Genomic DNA, 18790 nt, shown 5'->3' with positions numbered 1-18790 from the left:
GTGGTAATTTACTCAGTAGCAATGAAAGTAATGTGCATTCAATTGGATAGCTTTATGCAGTTAGCAAGTAAAAGGGTTTGGATATAATGACAACGGCACTAGATACCATGACGTTTCCGCTGCATGGAGCAAGGCTTATTGAGGCATCAGCCGGCACGGGTAAAACATTTACCATTGCTGGTTTATATCTTCGCTTATTGCTTGGGCATGGCGATGACAATACCCGTCATCAACAGCCGCTAACCGTTGATCAAATATTGGTCGTGACCTTTACTGAGGCAGCAACGGCTGAATTGAGAGATCGTATTCGAGCTAGAATCCATGATGCACGAATCGCTTTTGCTCGCAGTAAGAGCAACGATCCCGTTATTGCTCCGTTACTTGAAGTAATCAGCAACCATAAAGAAGCCGCTAAAATACTATTACAAGCAGAGCGCCAAATGGACGAAGCGGCGGTCTATACGATTCACGGATTTTGTCAGCGCATGCTTACGCAAAATGCTTTTGAGTCCGGTAGCCGATTTAACAATGAATTCGTCACCGATGAAAGTCATTTAAAAGCTCAGGTCATTGCTGATTATTGGCGTCGTAATTTTTATCCGTTAGCGATTAATCTTGCCGGGGAAGTGAGGCGCATCTGGGGCTCACCGGCTGAATTGCTTTCTGACATTGGTGGTTACTTAACAGGTGCACCATTAACCTTGTCAGTGGAAGCCATGAGTGGCGATTTACAATCTCTACATCAAGAAAACCTTTCCAAAGTTGATGCACTAAAGCAGCTGTGGCTTGAGCATCACGATGATTTCCATGACTTAATCGCAAACTCTGATATTAACAAACGTAGCTACACCAAAAAATCGTTACCTACATGGCTTGAGGCGATATCTGAATGGGCCAAGCACCCATCAACAAGCTACGATTATCCCGACAAATTAGAACGCTTTGCACAAAATGTTCTATTAGAAAAAACACCCAAAGGCAGCGCGCCACAACATGACGTTTTTGATGCGGTTGAAGCGTTTTTAGCCACGCCCGTAAACTTAAAAGCACCATTAATGGCTCATGCTATTGAGCAGTGTCGTGAAAAGTTAGCCAGTGCGAAAAAGCAGAAACAGTGGCTATCATTTGATGATCTTCTTACTCAACTCTCTGCTGCGATAGATGTCGATGACGAAGCTCTTCTCACTGAGCGCATTCGTAGTTTATACCCTGTGGCAATGATCGATGAGTTCCAAGATACCGATCCCCTTCAGTACAATATTTTTAGCCGTATCTACTTAAATAACCCTGAGTGTGGGTTCTTTATGATTGGCGATCCCAAGCAAGCGATCTATGGATTTCGTGGTGCGGATATTTTTACTTATATCAAAGCGCGGAATCAGGTAAGTGCTCACTATACGCTTGGGACTAACTGGCGTTCGAGTGCCAATATGGTGCTTGCGGTAAATCAGTTATTTGAATCATCAACAAGCCCATTTATTTATGATGATGATATTCCATTCCTGCCAGTGAACTACAGCCCTGTTGCAGACAAAAAGCAGTGGGTTCTCAATGACCAGATTCAACCCGCGATGACTTACTGGTTACAAGAGGCGGAAGACAAACCGCGCACTAAAGGTGAGTATCTTGATGAGATGACGCTGGCAACAGCAAGCCAGATCCAAACCATATTAACCGCTGCGCAAAATGATAAGGCCCACTTTGAAAGTGGCGAGAAACAACAAACGGTTCAAGCGGGCGATATCGCGGTTTTGGTTAGAACCGGGAATGAAGGACGAATGATTAAGCAGGCTCTTGCGGATAAAGGCATTGCCAGTGTGTACCTTTCTAATCGTGATAGCGTGTTTACCAGTGGTATTGCTCAAGATATTCAACGCCTACTTCAAGCGACGCTGACTCCGGAAAACGATCGAGCTCTGAGAGCGTGCTTAGCCTCTGAGTTGTTTGCATTAAATGCGAGTCAGTTAGATGCATTAAATAACGATGAGATAATTTGGGATAACGCGGTTAACGAGTTTAAAGAGTATCGTAAATTGTGGCTTTTACGGGGTGTGCTACCCATGCTTCGCTCGGTGATGAGTAAGCGTCATATCGCGGAAAGGTTACTTGAAGAAGAGAACGGTGAACGAACGCTTACTGACTTAATGCACATTGGTGAGCTACTACAACAAGCAAGGCAAGATCTGGATAGTGACCATGGTCTACTGCGCTGGCTAGCCGAAACGATTAGCCAAGCTGAGCAAGGCTTAGGTGGCAGTGATGATCAGATACAACGCCTTGAATCAGAAAGAAATCTCGTTCAAATCGTCACTATTCATAAATCAAAAGGCCTCGAATACGACTTAGTCTTTTTGCCTTTCGTCATTAGCTATCGTGAGGCAAGCGAGGGTAAGTATTACGATGAAGAAAACGATCAAACCATTCTCGATATCACTAATAGCGGCGCAGCGCTCAAGCAAGCAGACAAAGAACGTTTAGCTGAAGATCTGCGTCTTATTTACGTAGCGTTAACTAGAGCCGTTTATGGCTGCTTTGTTGGGACATCGCCAATACGAAATGGCCGCTCCACCAAAGAACCGACAGGCGTAGACAAAAGCGCTTTGGGATACCTTTTACAAAATGGACAGCAAGGCACGATTTCTGATTTGACCAATGCGATTAGCGCTCAAACAAAAGCTTTGCCCGCTATCGCATTAACTGACTCACCCGCTGAGCAAGAGTCTGTTTATATCGCCACAGAAGAAGAACTGGTTGAGTTTGATGCAAACGAATTAACAAGGTCGATTGATAGATCATGGCGAGTAACCAGTTACTCAGGTTTAGTTAAGCAGGGTAATAGCCACTCTCAGTATGATGCGACTGTCGAAATTCAAGGCTTTGATATTGACTCAGTCGAAGAGCATGACGAGTCTGAAATTGTTGAACCGGAACGATCCATCTTTACATTTCCACGAGGCGCAAGGCCCGGCACTTTTCTACATACGCTGTTTGAAGAAGTTGAGTTTACACTACCAGCCAATGATGAAAATAACCAAGCGGTCATTGTTGATCTTATGGAAAAGGATCAGCTAGAACCGCATTGGCTTCCTGTTCTACAACAATTAGTGGATACCGTTTTAAGTACGCCTTTAGATGGAGAGAAGTTGCTTTTGAATCAAACTCAACCGTCACAGAGACTCGTTGAGATGGAGTTTTTGTTACCCATCGAAGTTTTGACTGCCAATGGGCTAAATCAAACGATCAGTAAACATGATGAGCTGTCTGCTAAAGCAGGAGTATTAGGCTTTCAAACGGTCAAAGGGATGCTTAAAGGCTTTATCGATTTAGTGTTTGAGTACCAAGGGAAGTATTACGTATTGGATTGGAAATCTAACCACCTTGGTGATGATGTCGCTTGCTACCATGGAGAGGCACTTCGAGGCGCGATGTCGGGGCATCGATACGATTTACAGTATCAAATCTATGCCTTAGCATTACATCGTTTTTTACGTAGTCGAATGGCGAATTATGATTACGATGATCACTTTGGTGGTGTCTATTACCTCTTTCTTCGTGGGATGGACGGGCAATCAGACCATGGCATTTTTTCTGCAAAACCAAGCTTAGAATTGTTAAACGATATGGATAAACTCATTGATGGTGAAGCATCAAGCGCAGGTATTAGCACCGATCAAATGGAGCTGGATTTTTAATGACAATTTCTCTTCTTGATACTTTAAAGGCGTTGGCTTCAAAGGGCGCTATTCGTCAACTTGATTATCAGTTCGCTCGATTTGTCGCCTCGCAAGAAAAGTCCTCTCCACAGGAGATTGGTTTTTTAGCGGGTTTAGTGAGTTATGAACTGAGTAAAGGCAATATCTGTGTGGTTGTGTCTCACTCTTTAATGAGTTCGTCATCGTCTTCAAAAGGTGCAGTCGATGCTATAGCTACACACCAATGGGCACTAAATCTTGGTTTGTACGGGGAGGCGGCAATAGCGTTAACTCAGCAACTTGAACGTATTGATTGGCCTGCATTAATAGGACAGTCGAACGTCATTGGTACTCAGGGTGAGGCCATACCTATGATGTTTGATGGCACCCGTTTATATCTTCATCGCTACTGGCAATATGAGATGGGCCTTTCACAAAGGTTAGCAAGCTTTGGGTCACCTATGATCCTAAAGCCTACAGAGATCCAAAACCTATCCGAACTCCTCGATCGATTATTCCAACGCAGCTATCACTATCTGTTTAATGCACTTAAAGGTGAGACTTATACGAATTTTAATCAGGTACAACGCCAACAGCTAGTGTGTGATCACCTTGATGTTGTGGATAGCAGTGCATTGGATTGGAATGCCATTGATGAACAAATTTTAGCGGCTAGGAAGAGTGAAGACTTATCCGTATTGGATGCATTGATTCCATTAGCTGTATGTGTGAATTGGCAAAAAGTGGCGGCGGCGGTTGCCCTAACTCGTCGGTTTGCGGTTATTTCTGGTGGGCCAGGTACAGGGAAAACAACCACGGTTACTAAGTTACTTGCGGCGTTGATTACTCAAGCTGAACAAGCTGGGAGGGTACCGACAATTTGCTTGGTTGCTCCGACAGGAAAGGCCGCAGCGAGATTAACAGAATCTATTGGGCAGGCCATTTCAGAGCTTGCGGTCTCCCCTGATCTAAAAGCTCAAATACCGACACAAGCCAGCACCATTCACCGTTTATTGGGCGCTCTGCCAAATAGTGCTGAGTTTCGTCATAATAAATTAAACCCATTACACCTAGATATACTGGTTATCGATGAAGCTTCAATGGTCGATCTTCCTATGATGTATAAGGTGGTTGACGCGTTACCAGATCATGCACGTTTGATATTGTTGGGTGATAAAGATCAACTTGCGTCCGTAGAGGCGGGTTCGGTATTAGGTGATATTTGCTCATTTCAGAAAATTGGATATAGCAAAGCTCAAACCAAGCTGCTTCAAGATTTAACTCAGTATCAGAATTTATCTGATGGTGGAACAGAGGTCGTTGAAGAGAAAGGCGTCAGTAATGAGAGCAATGCGAATAGTCATGCCATTGGTGATAGCTTGTGTATGTTACAAAAAAGCTTTCGTTTTGATGCGCGATCGGGCATCGGACAATTATCCAAGGCCATTAACTCAGGGCAATCAAAACGTGTTGATGTAGTTTTATCGCAAGGGTTTAGTGATATTCAAGTACAGTCACTAAGCAGTGATAGTTATAACCAAATGCTAAAAACGTTGGTTGATGAGTACGGACTGTATTTAAAGCAGATACACGCGTCGAGAACAGACGTTATAGCTTCACTAGAAGAGCAACTGAAACGTGCTCAATTGGCGCTAAAACAGTTTTCTCAATGCCGACTTTTGTGCGCGATACGTGAAGGTGATTTTGGTGTTTCGGGTCTGAACCAGCGAATAGAGAGAGCGCTAACAACGCAACGATTGATACGGCCACAAGATGAACTTTGGTATCACGGTCGACCTGTTATGGTGACGCAAAACGATCATGGGCTCGGTTTATACAACGGTGATATTGGTATTTGTATGTATGACTATTCAGATGAAGAACGGCGTCTAAAGGTCTTTTTTGAACTGCCCGATGGAAGCGTTAAGTCGGTACTGCCAAGCCGAGTACCAAGCCATGATACAGCTTATGCGATGACCATACATAAATCTCAGGGAAGTGAGTTTGCGTTAACGTTGATGGTTTTACCTCCTGACTTTACACCTCTATTAACCAGAGAGCTTATTTATACTGGGATTACTCGTGCTAAAAAACGCTTGGAGCTATATGCCAATATGACGGTACTTAAGCGTGGTATAAGAGTGAAAACTGAACGCGCGAGTGGCTTGGTTGAGAGGTTGAAATAGGCAAGAAGTAAAAAGCTAGAAAGAAGTAATAGATTGACGCTGATAATGAGCATGGGGTGGAATTATAAGTAACCATCCCTGGCTACTCGGTGTTGCATTGTTATTGAGGCGCTAACCTGAACGAGTTTGCTAGCAAACTGCGCTTGTAAAAGAAATACTGTTGATCTTATAGCGTTCCTGATAATTCAAAATAAAGGCTTTTAGACCTTCATTGACAGGAAAAACGCAATGTACATCTAAGCCTTCTAAAAAGTGGTTATCAGCCATATCCCAAAAACTTTGGATAGAGTTACATATGACGGTCTTCATCGACAATTTGCTCTTAGTTACTTGTTTTAGTATTTAAGGCATTCCATGCGGGCCCAACTGAGTTAGGCAAAGAGTCCAATGACCCCGAAAGGGAGCTCCTCATTTTGAGGAGCTCGAATTTTAACCATATTTTCAATTTAAATAAAGCAGGGTTTTGTCAGGATTTACTATGAAATCGATTACTTATTGTCTCGATTGTAAGATTTAAAGCCTTTTGTTTTTTAGCTGAAGCTATACACGGAGCGCTAAGATTTTTGAGCGTCGTTGATAGTTGTAGAGATTTTGTTTTGTCATTGGTAATGATTCAACGCCAACTTCATAGAAGCCTTGTTCCCTAAACCAGTGCAAACTGTGTGTTGTAAGGACAAAAATCGTTTTAATGCCTTGCGACTTTGACTGAAGCTTCATGTGCTCAAGCAATAACAACCCTCTGTTGCCATCACGGTATTCAGGGTCAATCGCTACGCAAGCCATCTCAGCCATATGCTCATCTTTGTATGGATACAGTGCTGCGCAACCAATGATCAGGCCATCTTTTTCAATAATAGTGAATTGATGGATCTCTTGCTCTAACTGCTCTCTTGAGCGCCTGACCAGAACACCCTGTTCTTCATGAGGACGAATGAGATCTAAAATGCCACCAATATCATCGATTTGAGCGGTTCGTACCTGCTCTGCACTCGCCATCACGACCTGAGTACCAATCCCGTCTAACGAGAACAGCTCTTGAATCAAAGCGCCATCATCTTTGTAACTGATTAAATGACTTCGAGGAACGCCAGCTCGACACGCCTTTGTCGCTGCACGTAAGAAGCGAGTGGTTCCTGAAGAGTCATCTTGCATCATTTTTTCAGAGCAGTTATCAAGGGAATGATCATTATTACTGTCTAGCAGTTTATCTACATCTTTGGGAAAAAGTTCGGCAATGGCATTGCCATTTTCATCAATCACACCTTGCTCTGAGCAGAACCCAATCAGCTTGTCAGCGCCAAGTTTGATTGCTACTTGAGTAGCCACTTCTTCGGAAAGCAGGTTGAATGAATCACCGGTAACTGAGCTCGCGATTGGGCCAAGAAGAACTATGGAGTTCTGCGCGAGAGCTCTATTTATGCCCTCGATATCGATTCGACGAATTCTGCCACTGTGGCAGTAATCAACCCCATCATCTATACCTAATGGTTGAGAGACAATAAAATTACCACTGACGACATTAAGTTGAGTGCCAGCCATTGGGGTGTTGTTTAGACTCATAGAAAGCCGGGCAGTAATGGCTAATTGCAACTGACCTGCTGCTTGCATGACGACGTTAAGCGTTTTTTCATCAGTTACACGAATACCCTTGTGATAGGGCGTTTCTATATTATTGGAATGAAGAGTTTGATTTATTTGCGGTCGAGCACCGTGAACTAACACAACTCTAACACCAAGACTATGAAGTAATGATAAATCACTAATTATATTGGTAAAATTTTTGTCAGCGACAGCTTCTCCTCCAAGCATGATCACCATGGTCTTTCCACGGTGAGCATTAACATAAGGAGCAGATTGTCTAAATCCTTTAACCAAGGCTGTACTACGAATTTTCAATTTGCCATTCCAATTGAATTTATATGTGATTATATTGCCTTTTTATTCACGGTCGAGCAAGCGGTTTATAGAGTATAGCTCTGTGGGCCAATCTATTTGAGTAAGGTAGTCGCAAGGTTAAGGGCGAAACATGAGCAGTGAATGATGGCTAATGTAAGAAAAGCACCGCAAACAGTATTCAAAAGAGAACCGCCAAAGCGGAACGTTAAACGAGCTAAAAAGCGTAAATGGAGAGAAATAGCGGTTATCTTAATGATCGTCGCGATATCGGCTGCTGTCGTTTTAACGTATAGCTACCTTTATAAAATGATACGTATAAGTATGGTTGATCAAGAGTCTGTCCATGGGGTTTGGGTTGAACAAAATGTAGCTGGGTATGCCACGAATAAAATCAATATTGGGCCTGATGGTGTCTCGGTTGCTGGTGGTATTGTCGCGACTCGTTATGAGTTTGATGGAACTGTTCTCGAGTATCAAACAGGCAGTACTGAGTATCACTTTCGTATGACCAACGAAGAGAATACTCAGATGATTCAAATATCAGACAGTCACTATAACCCAGTCTACCGTTTAGATGGAAAGTACACAGAACCACTACGTAAGTATTAGCGCTATAGAGGTAAATTAATGAAACTACATATTAATTTACCTCGTATTTACGTTTAGCTAATTGAGTTCTTATCGAGAGTTTGTCATGCTCTTATGACTGAATTTAAGGAATCTCTCCAGTGCTCAAAAAATTACTCCCTTTAGCTGCTACAGCGTTACTTTTCGGCTGTGCTCAACCAACCGAACGTGCTCAGCAATACGTTGATAGCGAATTTCCTACGACTCTTAACCAAGTTGCTGTTGTGGAGTCAAACACACCGCGTGATTTCACCAAGTTTGCCAAGCAAGCAGAGCAAGTGGTTATTAACTCTCCTTCGATGGCAGCAACATTTGAACCTCTCTATGAAAAACTCAATGAATGGGCGCTACAAAGTGGTGACCCTAGCGAACTTGCCAACTTTGGTATTGAGTTCGCGCAGTTAGGTGGTGGTGATGATAAAGGGAATGTTCTATTTACGGGTTATTTTTCACCTGTGATGGAATTACGTCATGAAGCGAATGAAACGTTTAAATACCCTGTTTATGGCATGCCAGAATGTGACAGTGATTGCCCAACACGTGCTCAAATTTATGATGGCGCACTTGAAGGTTTAGGATTAGAACTAGGTTACGCCGCTAACCGCATTGACCCGTTTATTATGGAAGTTCAAGGGAGTGGATTCGTTCATTTTGAAGATGACGATACACTCGAATACTTTGCTTATGCGGGTAAAAATAATCGTGCTTACGTAAGTATTGGACGAGTTCTGATTGAGCAAGGTGAAGTTGCTCGTGAAAAAATGTCGCTAAAGGCGATCAAAGATTGGGTAATGGCGAACGATGAACAAGTTGTTCGAGATCTGCTTGAGCAAAACCCATCATTCGTATTCTTCTCACCAAGAGATGCGATGTCAGTCATGGGAACAGCAGGTATCCCACTGCAACCAATGGCCTCGGTTGCCGGTGATCGCTCTATTTTCCCTATGGGAACCCCAATTTTAGCAGAAGTCCCTCTGCTTAATGCCGATGGCACTTGGAGCGGGGCACATCAACTTCGTCTTCTTATCGTGCTTGATACTGGTGGTGCGGTAAAACAGAACCATCTAGACCTTTATCATGGCATGGGTCCAAGAGCAGGCACAGAGGCGGGTCACTATAAACATTTCGGGCGTGTGTGGAAGTTAGGTTTGGAAGGCTCAGCCACTCAAGCGCCTTGGATGATGCCGGCTGAAAAGGTCGAATAACGACTGTCTTTAAAACAGCTAGACTTTTTAAAATAGAGTGCGTATAAATCGCACTCTTTCTTTTTGTTACTCTATTTTGTGACCCTATCTATTGTGGACGTTTGATATGCGTGAACTAGACACTCCTGCTTCGGAAAATTATGACCAACGTTTTGGTGGTACTCGCCGCCTATATGGCAATAGTGAAGTTGAAATCCTTCGTGCAGCTCATGTCTGTGTGATTGGTATTGGTGGTGTGGGTTCTTGGGCTGTTGAGGCGTTGGTGCGTACTGGTGTTGGCGAACTCACTCTCATCGATATGGATGATGTATGCGTGACTAATATTAATCGTCAAATACACGCAATGAGCGGAACGGTCGGTCAGAGCAAGATAGAGGTGATGGCGGAACGCGTTAAGCTGATTAACCCTGAATGTAAGGTTAATCTCATTGACGACTTTATCGGTCCAGATAATCAGCAAGAGTATCTAAGTAAAGAGTTTGATTATGTCTTGGACGCGATTGATAGCTTAAAAGCGAAAGCGTCTCTGTTGTCGTATTGTCGTAGTAATAAAATTAAAGTGATTACTATTGGTGGTGCTGGTGGTCAGATGGACCCGACTCAAATCAAGGTGGCAGATCTCACTAAGACAATTCAAGATCCTCTTGCGAAGAAGCTAAAAGATACCCTAAGACGATTGCATAATTTCCCGAAAAACCCTGCACGTAAATTTGGAATTGAGTGTGTGTTTTCAACGGAACAGTTAAAATACCCACAAGCCGATGGTTCTGTTTGCGCGGCAAAATCGACAGCAGAAGGCCCAAAACGAATGGATTGTGCGACGGGTTTTGGCGCTGCAACAGTCGTGACTGCAACCTTTGGATTTGTTGCTGTTTCAAAAATCGTTGAGAAGATTATTGCCAAGCACAGTAAGTAGCTAAGCATAGTAAGTAATATTAGTTATCACTTAATTAGATGAGTTTAGAATGACGGATTTTCCAATTTCACCATTTGGTCATGATATTACGACTGAAGAAATAGTATCAACCATGCAGAATTTTAAAGGTTGGGAAGACCGATATCGTCAAGTAATCCAATGGGGTAAGAAATTACCAAAAATGCCTGACGAGTTTAAAACCGACTCTGTGACGGTTGCGGGTTGTGAAAGCAAAGTGTGGCTAGTCAGCAAGTCAGTTGATGGCGTTTGGTCTTTCTGTGCAGATTCGGATGCTCGTATCGTTCGTGGTTTGATAGCATTAGTTCTTGCGGCTTTTGATGGTAAGACAACGGAGCAAATACAAGCTTTCGATGTAGACAGTTATTTTGAGTCTCTTGGCCTGATTGCTCATTTGAGTGCTTCACGTGGTAATGGTCTAAAAGCGATTGTTGAAAAGATAAAATCAGTACAATAGTAGTTAATCAATTCATATTAAAAAGGTTCGCATTAGCGAACCTTTTTTCGTTTTAAGTGCTCACACTCAGCAAGTATTAGATTAAAAAATCAAAGCATGTCGACGGCTTTGTTGATCGCCTTAATTAGTCTATCTACATCATTTTGGTCATTGTAGATGCCGAATGAGATACGAACGCTCCCATCAATACCAAGTGCATCCATTAATGGGTGTGCGCAGTGATGACCAGCTCTAACTGCAATACCTTGTTGATCGAGTAGCGTGGCTATATCTTGGTGGTGTACGCCGTCAATGATGAAACTAATAACACTCGCACCTTCTTGATAACCGAGGATTTGAATGTCTTCTATCTCTTTTAAAGCTCGATAGGTTTGCTGCTGAAGCTCGGCAATATGCTTCTCTATTTCATGCAAGTCAAAACCTTGATACCAGTCGATAGCTTTAGCAAGTGCGATAGCTCCTGCGACATTCGGTGTACCTGCTTCAAATTTACCAGGAAGATCAGAAAATGTAGTCTGCTCAAAAGAGACTTTTTCTACCATTTTCCCACCGCCATGCCATGGTGGCATTGCTTCAAGTAACTCTAGTCTTCCGTAAAGAACACCAATCCCAGCAGGGGCATAGAGTTTGTGTCCAGAGAAAACATAGAAATCAGCGTTAAGTGTATTCAAGTCGACCTTTTCATGGACGATACCTTGAGCACCATCCACAACCACCACAGCGCCTACTTGATGCGATTTCTTGATAACGTTTTTTACTGGTTGTCTTGCACCAGTTACGTTAGTGATATGCGCTAACGTAACGATTTTCGTTTTATCTGATAGAAGATCATCAAATGCTTTTTCATTGAACTGGCAATCATCCGTCATAGGGACTTTGACGATACGAGCACCAGTTTGATTGGCAACGATCTGCCAAGGAACAATATTTGCGTGATGTTCCATTTCACTGATGAGTATTTCGTCTCCGGGTTTCAGAGTGTTGCGAGCATAGGTTTGAGCAATGAGATTGAGCGCTTCAGTCGCCCCACGTGTCCAAATGATCTCTTTGGTGGATGCTGCACCAAGAAACGTTGATACAGTAGATCGAGCACGTTCAAACTGGTTAGTCGCATTAGCGGTTAGACTGTGACTGCCACGATGGACATTGGCGTTTTGAGCGCTGTAGTAGTGACTGATTGCATCAATCACACATTGAGGCTTTTGCGTTGTCGCTGCGCTGTCTAGGTAGACCAATGATTCGCCATTAACCTGTTGGTTCAGTGCTGGGAACTGCTGCCTAATGGCTTCAATATTAAGCATGTTCATTGCCTAGCTTAAAGTAATGAAGCGTAGGTAGAGTGACCATAGGTTCAGCAACACTCCACGCATGAGGCTTACCTGATAATCGGATAATGATCTCAATAGCGAATTCAAGCGCAGTACCGGGCCCTTGGCTTGTAATTAGGTTATGAGTAACGTCGATTGTCACTCGTTTTTGTCTCAAATAAGGTTCTTCAATACAGTCTTGAAAGCTTGGATGACAAGTCATTAGAGCTGTTGGGTACAAGTCGTGATGTTGCAGTACAAGAGCAGGGGCGGCGCAAATAGCAGCGATGAGCTTGTCATCGTATTTATGCTGCTTGACTATTTCCATCAGAATCGGGCTATCTCTAAATACTTCAGCACCAGCGACGCCACCAGATAGGATCACCGCATCAAACTCATCATCGGCGATATCGACCAAACGGCAATCAGCGGTTAGGGTAACGCCACGTGAGGCTTTCATGGTTAACTCGCCATTAAAATCAGCACTCGCCACTACCACCTCATATCCAGCACGAACCATAATGTCGATAATAGTGACCGCTTCCATCTCTTCTGTGCCTGGCGCGATAGGGATAAGTATTTTTTTAGTCATGACGTTTCCAGCTTGATTCGATTTGTTTGATTGCCTGATAGAGTTTGTTGTTTTCAGGCGTTTCGATATGGTGATGCTTGGCGGTATCGATAAGATAACCTGTAATAAAGTCTATCTCGGATTTTCTCTTATAGAAAACATCTTGGTGCATTGAAGAGTAATTTTCTTTAGTGGCATTGATAACCGTAGCAACGGTTTCTCGTAGCACAGGGAAAGAGAACGCTATTCCTTCAGCCTGCGCCACCTCGATCACTTCTTTTATGACCGTAGATATTCTCTGCTGAAAGCGGGGCTCTGCAAGATCACCATTTTTACACTGCTCTATAGCCGTTAATGGATTAATAGCGCAATTGATGGCGAGCTTTTGCCAAAGAGCGCTGAGGATATCACTATTCCAGTTTACGCTTGGTACCGAATAGTTGAGTACCTCAACGATGAACTTACACCTTGCACCTTGCTCATTGTAAGGTCCGACTTGAGTCGATCCTTTACCGGTATGACTGACTTTATTTGTACTTATTTTAAGAGCGCCGTGAGTTGTTGTAGCAAGTAACACAGGGTAGGGCTTTAATTGCTTGGCTAGTGAATCGACTGCCCCCATACCGTTATGCATAAACAGGATAATGCAGTCAGTGTTGATGAATTTAATGAGTGGCGTGAGAGCTTGCTCTACTTGCCATGCCTTAACGGTGACGAGTAAAAGATCGGCATCTTCCAGTGCTTGCTGATTTTGATTAGAAAAGTTTTGCTTTGGAGAGTCGTCCAATTGGATTGAGGTTGTGGCTGTTGGGCTTCGTCCCCATAGCGACACATTATGCCCAGATGTACTGAGATGAGATGCCCACAGAGCGCCAATTGCGCCGGGGCCAAGTACCACAATATTCACGTTAAAGTCTCAATTACAAAGCGAGAGGCAAGGATAATAGGCTAGAGTAGGAAAGCAATAAAAATTAAATAGCAGGCACAAAAAATGGCGCTAAAGAGCGCCATTTTCCTTATGCAATATCTACTATTAGAAGTTGTACTTCACAGTATAGATGATTGCATTGTCAGTCTTAGCTTGACCTAGTTTGTTATGAGCGTAACGGTATTGAACACCAGTAGTCACTTCAGAAGTCACATGCCACCAAGCAGCAAGAGAACCGTTGTATGAAAGGTCGTCAGTTTCGCCAGAGCCGTCACCAATGTACTCGTCAGCACGACCAAACTCGGTTTCATGCCAGTTTGAAAGCGTAAATTTGTGATCACCTAAATTAAAGTTGTAAGCTGCATTCCAACCAGCCATACCACCATTGAAGTCAGCAAAACCGACAGTATTAGTGTAATGAACACCAATGAACGGGCTAAATGACCATGCATCGCCTGAGAAGTTGTAAGATAGACCACCAACCGTGTTACGAGCGTGGAAACCTTGGTTTTCTGTAGAGTAAGTTTGTGCGTAAACACGTAGCTCTTCTAGACCAGTCTTAACAGCGATAGAACCTTTAGTAGACATAGCCATTGCTTGACCAGAGCTATCTGCATTATCTTGCATTTCAAAATCAGCAAAGCCGTATAATTCACCCCAAGTAAAGCCAGCGCCGCCTTCAAGCTCTAGGAACATGAAATCATTTTTATTTCCGCCATTACGCTCTTCTGTGCCTTTTGACCAGTCAAGGTAGTTAACGCTAACGTCACCCCAACCGTATAGATATTCTGCTTGTGCTGGAACAGCTGTTGCTGCTGCGATTACTGTAAGAGCTAAAATTGATTTGCGCATGAAAAGTACTCTCTATAATTTTGTATGCTACGTGGCGCTTATCCGTGCGCTAAGTATGTCCGAATGAAGCGCATAATAGCGACTTAATTCTAAAATAAAAGAGAGACAAACGATTGCGTTGCAAATAAAGTGTGATCTGAATCACACTTCCATCAAGTTGAAGTGAACTTAATAAAAGTTGCACTGTATTGCAGTATTTTTGTGATTCGAATCACTATTGGTGAGTTTGTGATCAGTTGTGCTGTTTATCGATTAAACAACTTATTTGGTTAATATGGCTATTCTGAATGAGTTTTAAAGAGGACCAACCAATTAGTGTGATATCAATCGGTTGGGTTGGGCAAAAAAAAGGTAACCGAGAGGTTACCTTTTAATAGTGCTTTAATATTTATTGTTGGCTTTCTGTTTTTGCCTTTTCTAGTAACCGATTAAAGTAATGTCGTAATGAGTAGAGCATGATCAGACTCGGAATTACCATGACGGCGGTTACAATAAAGAAGGTGGACCAGTCATTAAGAAAGTCAGCTAACTCTCCACTGAATGAAGCCAATGTGGTTCGACCAAAGTTCCCTAAAGAAGCCAGCAAAGCGTATTGAGTTGCTGAGAATGCTTCGCCAGTTAATATGGTTAAGAAGGATACAAAGGCGACAGTTGAAAATGCGGTTGTAAAGTTATCAACCAAAATCGTGGCTAAGAATAGGTTTTCGTTAGGTCCAACTTTGGCAATCCAAGCAAACATCAGGTTACTGGCTGCCATTGCAATGCCACCAATCATCAAGCCTCGTACAATACCAAACTTAACGTTAAACATACTGCCAATCAGAGTGAAGACGATCGTTGCTCCCCAGCCGATTAACTTAGAATAGTGGCCAATCTGTTCGTTGCTAAAGCCAATCTCTTTGTAAAAGGTGATCGACATTCTTCCCAAAAAGGCTTCACCAATCTTAAATAGGAATACAAATAGAAGAAGTGTAATCGCTACTTGAACACCATTACGCTTGAAGAAGTCCAAAAACGGTTCAACAACGGTCACACTTAACCAAGCCGCAACTTTAGAACCAACTACTTCGTTATGGCGCTGTTCAGCTTGCTTCTGTAGCGCTTCTCGTTTGGTATTCGGTTCACCGACTAGCAGGGTAAATATCATCAGAATCGCGACAAAGCCTGCCATTCCATAATAAACACCATTCCAGCCCATGCTATCGGCATTAATAAAGGCCACATAACCAGGAAGTGAATAACCTGTCCACCAGCCAATAACGGCCATTGCAGAAGCTTGTGGTAGTTTATTGGATTCGGATTTAGGGAATGTGTCGATACGGAAGGCATCAATAGCGATATCTTGAGTTGCAGAGGCAGTCGCAATTCCGAGTGCTAGCATTGAAGTAAACATAAGATCATTCGCTGGATTGACACCGGCAATGAGCAATGTAAGTACTAACACAATAGACTGACACAAGAAGATCCAACTACGGCGCTGGCCTAATACCGCATGCAAAACAGGAAGTTTTACGCGGTCAACTAATGGTGCCCAGAGGAAGTTAATTGCATAAACGGCAAAGACACTACCGAAGTAACCAATAGCAGCACGGGTTAAGCCTGCATCTTTTAGCCAGCCCGACATGTTTGAGCCAATTAATACCCATGGGAAACCACTTGAGCAGCCAAGCATGAATACCCACATTAGCCGTCTGTCTAAATAACTGCGTAAGGTTTCTCGCCAAGTAAGAGATTGGGTATCAAGTGACATAAACACTTCCTTGTAAAAAGACCCTATTTTCAAGGGCCTTTGAGTTGGGATTATTTGAGTAGAGTAACGTTCATAATTACGATTGGGTCAACAGGAACATTCTGCATGCGGCCCATTGTTTTTGTTGGCTTAGTTGCCATTGATTGAATGACCTCATAGCCTTGTGTTACTTCACCAAAAACGGCGTAGCCAGCATCACCAGCGCTCATGTTTAAGAAGTGGTTATCTTTTAAGTTAATGAAAAACTGACGGGTCGCAGAGTCAGGAACATTTGTACGAGCCATTGCGATCGTTGCTGTTTTGTTCTCTAAACCATTAGAGGCTTCGTTGCGAATCGGTGGGTAAGTATCTAAACGCCCCATATCTTGATTAAATCCGCCCCCTTGAGCCATGAAACCAGGAATTACTCGGTGAAAGATACTTCCAACGTAGCTGCCATCTTCAACATATTTTAAAAAGTTCTTCGTTGATATAGGGGCTTGGGCTTGATTTAGCTCAATAGTGAATGGGCCCAAATTGGTCTCAACGAGAACTTTTGGCCCTGCAAAGACGCTACAACTAAAGATAACTAAAGAGGCTAACAGTACGCGCAACATTAGAAACGCTCCTGCATGTAGTTTTTCAACTCAGAATCGTTAGCGATCTCTTTAAGAACAAGGTTCATAATATCGTTTAGAACCATTTCTACTTCGTCATTTGAAGCGCTCAACATGCCTGATTTTGACGCGTTGCCTTTATAGGTTTTAACGAGTTTACCTTTTGGCGTTTCAGCGGTTACCTCAATAGTAACGCGACCATCAATCTCATTTGACATGACAGTGTGTTTAATTGTTACTAATGCTTCTTGAATCTCGATTTCTACACTGTTTTCGCTATTGACTGTATTTTGGAAGCCTTGCGATGAAAATTGGTCAGCGAATACATTTTCTAGAGCGATGCGAACATTTTGTCTAGCGTGAATAGGCTCAATGTTTGAACGACCGCTATCAACTAATGCAACGTACTGAGCTGAACGAATATCTTTACTTGTTAGCGTGTAAGTTGAACCTTGTACAAGATCGCTGCTGCTAAGTGCGGCCTTAGGCATAAAGTTAATCTGTTCTTGCTGAGGAGCAGAACAAGCTGCGAGTAGAGCCACTGAAGCTGCTAGAACCAGTTTTCTCATTATGTATTCCTTTATATTCTCAATTCGAGTTGAATTAACTTTTAGTGATAATAGTGAACTATTTAGTTGCTTGTAAAATAACAAATTTCTTATTTGATGCGATAGTCTTTACTTGGGACTTACTAAACAACCTAGTTAACTTACCATCGTAGCCGAGGTGTCGGTTTCCGATAACAATTAATTGGCCGCCTTTAGCCAGAACATGCTTTGCATCACAGAACATCTGCCATGCGATATGATCTGTGATAGCCTGCTGCTGATGAAACGGAGGGTTACACAAAATAAGTGATGCTTGCTGACCTTCAAAATTATCTAAGCAGTTGTTCGCTAAACAATGAATGTTGTTATCATCCTCTAGATTGTGCTTTAAGTTTCTACGAGCGGACTTTACCGCCATAAAACTCTCATCAATACAGGTGATCTTAGCGTTTGGATTGAGACGTGCCGCTTTTACCGACAGAACGCCATTGCCACATCCTAAGTCAATAATATGTTTGTAATCAGGGTTACTTGGTATGTGCTCAAGCATCAACCGAGCACCTAAATCAAGTGACTCTCCAGAGTAAACGTTAGCAAGGTTATCCAGTGTAATTCCTTCTTTTTCAACATCCCAACTTGTGTATGGTTCTACTTGATGTTGCGGTTCACAGTCTGGTTTTGAGAATACAAGGCGGTGCTTTTTCCATGCAAGCGATGTAGTCGTGGTGCCTAAATGTTTTTCAAATAGTTTCAGTGTTGAAGAGTGAATCTCTTTGGCTTTATTAACTGCGATGACGGGTGTGTCTTTCTTAAGTTGGTTTCGTAGTTGAGTCAATTGCCATGTGAGATAGCGGTTACTTTTAGGAAGTTGGAAGAGGACCAAATCAATATTATCGGGCAAAGAGTCGGTACTTTTTAATAGCGTCACTTCAGCACTGCTATTCTGGGCGATATTCAGCTGAACGCCTTGATGAGCAATGTATGAATCACTCATCATTGTTACTTGATGCTCCTGACTAAACCAACATGAAAGCGCACCAAAGTTGTCGTTCAGTATTAATATCTGTTGTCCTTTTGGTAGTGACATCTCTTCAATATGATTGATCAGATACTCGTCACCTGCATCCCAAGCTTGAAGTGTTTCATCAGTTCTTTGCGGGAATCGGAATAGCTCAAGCGAGCGTTCGTGCAGCGTTAGTTCGGTTTTCATAGTTGGCTTTTACTTAGTGATATTACTGAGG

General features: G+C 42.8%; 16 protein-coding genes. 6 read left to right on the top strand and 10 right to left on the bottom strand.

The window, feature by feature from the left end; all coding sequences use genetic code 11:
* Positions 1-86 precede the first annotated feature (86 nt).
* The gene (recB, locus tag L4D20_RS07570; protein WP_428800973.1) at positions 87-3692 is read left to right on the top strand and encodes an exodeoxyribonuclease V subunit beta; all 3606 of its coding nucleotides are present in this window, start codon (positions 87-89) and stop codon (positions 3690-3692) included.
* Positions 3692-5878: an exodeoxyribonuclease V subunit alpha gene (gene recD / locus L4D20_RS07565; protein WP_428800972.1), complete on the top strand. Its 2187-nt coding sequence runs from the start codon at positions 3692-3694 to the stop codon at positions 5876-5878. The genes recB and recD overlap by 1 nt, the downstream gene beginning before the upstream one ends.
* A 129-nt stretch (positions 5879-6007) precedes the next feature.
* Here recD and L4D20_RS07560 read toward each other — a convergent pair whose 3' ends face one another.
* Both L4D20_RS07560 and argA read right to left on the bottom strand, forming a co-directional pair.
* The gene (locus L4D20_RS07560) at positions 6008-6187 is read right to left on the bottom strand and encodes a hypothetical protein (RefSeq protein WP_428800971.1); all 180 of its coding nucleotides are present in this window, start codon (positions 6185-6187) and stop codon (positions 6008-6010) included.
* Between the two features lie 231 nt (positions 6188-6418).
* Positions 6419-7774 carry an amino-acid N-acetyltransferase gene (gene argA, locus L4D20_RS07555; protein WP_428800970.1) on the bottom strand — a complete coding sequence of 452 codons (1356 nt, stop codon included), beginning with the start codon at positions 7772-7774 and terminating at the stop codon, positions 6419-6421.
* Between the two features lie 141 nt (positions 7775-7915).
* Between argA and L4D20_RS07550 the strand changes: the two genes are divergently transcribed.
* The 4 genes from L4D20_RS07550 (at position 7916) to csdE (ending at position 10997) form a co-directional block, all read left to right on the top strand.
* Complete coding sequence (locus L4D20_RS07550; protein WP_428800969.1) at positions 7916-8383, top strand: DUF2850 domain-containing protein; 468 nt, start codon at positions 7916-7918, stop codon at positions 8381-8383.
* A gap of 110 nt (positions 8384-8493) precedes the next feature.
* Positions 8494-9606: a murein transglycosylase A gene (mltA, locus tag L4D20_RS07545; protein WP_428801274.1), complete on the top strand. Its 1113-nt coding sequence runs from the start codon at positions 8494-8496 to the stop codon at positions 9604-9606.
* Between the two features lie 106 nt (positions 9607-9712).
* Positions 9713-10522: a tRNA cyclic N6-threonylcarbamoyladenosine(37) synthase TcdA gene (gene tcdA / locus L4D20_RS07540; protein ID WP_428800968.1), complete on the top strand. Its 810-nt coding sequence runs from the start codon at positions 9713-9715 to the stop codon at positions 10520-10522.
* A gap of 49 nt (positions 10523-10571) precedes the next feature.
* Positions 10572-10997, top strand: a complete 426-nt coding sequence (gene csdE, locus L4D20_RS07535) for a cysteine desulfurase sulfur acceptor subunit CsdE (RefSeq protein WP_428800967.1) — start codon at positions 10572-10574, stop codon at positions 10995-10997.
* An 89-nt stretch (positions 10998-11086) separates the two neighbouring features.
* Here csdE and csdA read toward each other — a convergent pair whose 3' ends face one another.
* From csdA to L4D20_RS07495, 8 genes are all read right to left on the bottom strand, one after another.
* Positions 11087-12298 (bottom strand): cysteine desulfurase CsdA, encoded by a 1212-nt coding sequence (gene csdA, locus L4D20_RS07530; protein WP_428800966.1) that lies wholly within the window; start codon positions 12296-12298, stop codon positions 11087-11089.
* Positions 12291-12896 (bottom strand): DJ-1 family glyoxalase III, encoded by a 606-nt coding sequence (locus L4D20_RS07525; protein WP_428800965.1) that lies wholly within the window; start codon positions 12894-12896, stop codon positions 12291-12293. Before L4D20_RS07525 ends, csdA begins: the two co-directional genes overlap by 8 nt.
* A complete protein-coding gene (gene panE / locus L4D20_RS07520) occupies positions 12889-13782 on the bottom strand; it encodes a 2-dehydropantoate 2-reductase (protein ID WP_428800964.1) in 894 nt (297 codons plus the stop codon). The genes L4D20_RS07525 and panE overlap by 8 nt, the downstream gene beginning before the upstream one ends.
* A 126-nt stretch (positions 13783-13908) precedes the next feature.
* A complete protein-coding gene (locus L4D20_RS07515; RefSeq protein ID WP_428800963.1) occupies positions 13909-14655 on the bottom strand; it encodes an outer membrane protein OmpK in 747 nt (248 codons plus the stop codon).
* Between the two features lie 388 nt (positions 14656-15043).
* The gene (locus L4D20_RS07510; protein ID WP_428800962.1) at positions 15044-16405 is read right to left on the bottom strand and encodes an AmpG family muropeptide MFS transporter; all 1362 of its coding nucleotides are present in this window, start codon (positions 16403-16405) and stop codon (positions 15044-15046) included.
* A 50-nt stretch (positions 16406-16455) separates the two neighbouring features.
* On the bottom strand, positions 16456-17001 hold the full coding sequence (locus tag L4D20_RS07505) for a peptidylprolyl isomerase (protein ID WP_428800961.1): 546 nt from the start codon (positions 16999-17001) through the stop codon (positions 16456-16458).
* Positions 17001-17570, bottom strand: coding sequence for a YajG family lipoprotein (locus L4D20_RS07500; protein ID WP_428800960.1), 570 nt, complete (start codon positions 17568-17570; stop codon positions 17001-17003). Before L4D20_RS07500 ends, L4D20_RS07505 begins: the two co-directional genes overlap by 1 nt.
* A gap of 58 nt (positions 17571-17628) precedes the next feature.
* Positions 17629-18759 carry a methyltransferase gene (locus L4D20_RS07495; RefSeq protein WP_428800959.1) on the bottom strand — a complete coding sequence of 377 codons (1131 nt, stop codon included), beginning with the start codon at positions 18757-18759 and terminating at the stop codon, positions 17629-17631.
* Positions 18760-18790 lie beyond the last annotated feature (31 nt).

This window comes from Vibrio kyushuensis (assembly GCF_050337325.1).
Taxonomy (GTDB): Bacteria; Pseudomonadota; Gammaproteobacteria; order Enterobacterales; family Vibrionaceae; genus Vibrio; species Vibrio kyushuensis.
Note: the sequence above shows the minus strand (reverse complement) of the source record. Positions and strands in the feature narration are given on the sequence as shown.